We start from the raw sequence: 2,327 nt of genomic DNA on the forward strand, positions 1-2,327 counted from the left end.
TGTACCGCCCGCAGTTTTTGAGACACCGGATTGAAGCCTACGCGGCGAGGGCCGCGGATGGAAGCTGGTTGTGCCGGACGGCTTTCGGCGTCTGAAATCCGTGCCGGGCTATCAGCCAGGTGGAGTTGTAGGTTTCTCGGAAGGTCAGCAGCGCCTGGCGCAACTCCTCGATGGTTTCGAACGAGCGCACCCACAGCAGGTTTTCCTTCAGGGTGCGGATGAACCGCTCCGCACAGCCATTGCCTTCAGGAGCCTGCACAAAGGCCGGCGAACTCTCGATCCCAAGGAACCGCAACTCGTCCTGGAATGCTCGCGACATGTATTGGCTGCCATGGTCGTGCCGGATCGACAGGCCTGAAGCAATCCCTTTGCTAAAGCCGCCAAAGTGCTCGCGTACGCCCTGGCGCAGCGGCTCGAGAGCTTCAAAGCGGGTGGCTTGGCGACTGGCATGAATGCCGACGCACTCGGCACTGTAGTGATCGACCGCCACGAACACGGCAGCTTGCCCTTCGCCAGTCCAAGCGGTGGTCATGTCGGTGCCCCACAGGGTGTCGATGGTTGCCGGAATGATCGTGCCGTCGTGGTTGCGCGGCCCACGCGGCGCCCCCATCCGGGACGGCGCCAGCAGGTCGTGCTCGCGCATCAGCCGCAACACACGGCGGAGCGAGGTGCGGATGCCCTTCAGGCGCAGGCGGGCCCAAACTTTCCGATGCCCCTCGCCATGGAACGGACTGGCGGCCAGGACGGCACGGATCTCGGTTGTGAGCACTGGATCGGACAGCGGTCCGACCGGGCCGCGGCGCCGCCGGTCCGTCTGCGGCTGACGCTGCCGGTAGACGCTCGCCCGGGCCACGCGCCAGATCCGGCAGACACGCGCCAAGCCATAGGGCCGGCCGCTGCTCGGCGAGAGGGCCCGGCTCATCGCCTCGACCTCCTCTGAGCTAAAGGGCGGCCGCCCTCCAGAAGGGCAATCTTGGCCTCCAGCAGCTCACGCTCCAGCAGCATCTCGCCGAGCCGGGCCTTGAGCCGCTCAGTCCCCAGCGCCTCACCGGTGGCCAGCCGGGTGGCGAGACTGGCCTCGCCGGCTGCCAGGAAAGCATCGCGCCAGCCGCTCAGCGTGGCGGCCGTCACGCCCAGGGAGCGCGAGACCGTGTCCAGATCCTCACCGCGCAGCAGCCGCAGAACCGCCTCGCGTTTGCGCTGGCGCGACATGCGCCCACCACGGCCCGGACCGGCCGCATCCTTCATCATCTCTGTCATCATCATCACCCTTCTGCGGATCCAGTCCGCTTATAGGATGTCTCAGGAAACTGTGGGGCGGAGGACCACCTTTATTGCAACGAGCTAGGAATAGCCATAGATCTTGCCATCAACGGTGCGGGAGTTGCACTTGTTAGTGATACGCTTGCCGCTCAAAGTCTCAATCGGAATATTCTTATTAAGCCTTTCCCCTTTGCGATCGATATATTTGGCGGATGGCATGTCATCTCCATTGACCGGAGCTTGCAGCGCTCGGCGGTTCGGCTGTTTCTCCGATGGCTGCTCACCTGCTTCGGTCGGCACTCTGTCATTGATGCCATCCTCTAGATAGGGGGCTCACCTAAGCCATTGAGTAACTGTCGCGACGAGGACAATGGCGGCCAGATAATTAACAGCCAGCCGGTCATATCCAGTGTAAGCGGTAAGCTGGCCGCATCTGGCGCGGCATGATGCGATGGCTGATCTTTACTGACATCAAAGCAAGGAGCTTTCGGTGTCAGTTACTATGTCTGCGCCTATGCCTGATGATAGAAGCTTCCAGGTGCTGGAGGTTGTTCCCAGCCGCCTGGAGGTGAGTCCCGAGCGGCCCCGCCGGCGCTGGTCGACACAGGCCAAGATGGCCCTGGTCGAGGAGACCCTGGAGCCTGGCGCCAATGTCTCGGTTATCGCACGACAGGCCGGGATCTCGCCGGCGCAACTGTTCGGCTGGCGCCGTAAGGCGATGCAGGCTGGTGTCGTCCAAGGCGAGCGGCATGAGCAGCGGCTTGGATTCGTTGAGGTCACGCCGACATCCGCCTCGATGATTGAGATTGTTGTCGCTGACGTGGTGGTTCGCGTTGCCGCTGATATTGATCAGAACCACCTGATCAAAGTCCTCCGGGCGGTTCGACAAGCATGATCCCGGCCGGCGCGAAGGTGTTCCTGGCCAGCCATCCGGTCGACTTCCGCAAGGGACCGGATGGTCTTCTAGCGCTGGTGCGCGAGGCCGGATCCGATCCCTTCTTATGCGTCGTGAGAGATTATGTGGCGGCGGCGGAACCGATGACGGCATTGCGGCGCTTTGCGGC

2 protein-coding genes and 1 pseudogene are annotated in these 2,327 nt (G+C 63.0%); 1 reads left to right on the forward strand and 2 read right to left on the reverse strand.

Features of this window, described 5'->3' with window-relative positions; all coding sequences use genetic code 11:
• Positions 1-37: 37 nt before the first annotated feature.
• Positions 38-1,266, reverse strand: a pseudogene (locus tag DDF70_RS36015) (IS3 family transposase).
• A 78-nt stretch (positions 1,267-1,344) separates the two neighbouring features.
• Positions 1,345-1,563 carry a hypothetical protein gene (locus DDF70_RS38635; RefSeq protein WP_245435788.1) on the reverse strand — a complete coding sequence of 73 codons (219 nt, stop codon included), beginning with the start codon at positions 1,561-1,563 and terminating at the stop codon, positions 1,345-1,347.
• Between the two features lie 214 nt (positions 1,564-1,777).
• Between DDF70_RS38635 and DDF70_RS38980 the strand changes: the two genes are divergently transcribed.
• Positions 1,778-2,158, forward strand: a complete 381-nt coding sequence (locus DDF70_RS38980; protein WP_425374150.1) for a transposase — start codon at positions 1,778-1,780, stop codon at positions 2,156-2,158.
• The last annotated feature ends 169 nt before the right edge of the window (positions 2,159-2,327 follow it).

Origin of the sequence: Microvirga calopogonii, assembly GCF_003347665.1 — a bacterium.
In the GTDB taxonomy this organism is placed as follows: Bacteria; Pseudomonadota; Alphaproteobacteria; order Rhizobiales; family Beijerinckiaceae; genus Microvirga; species Microvirga calopogonii.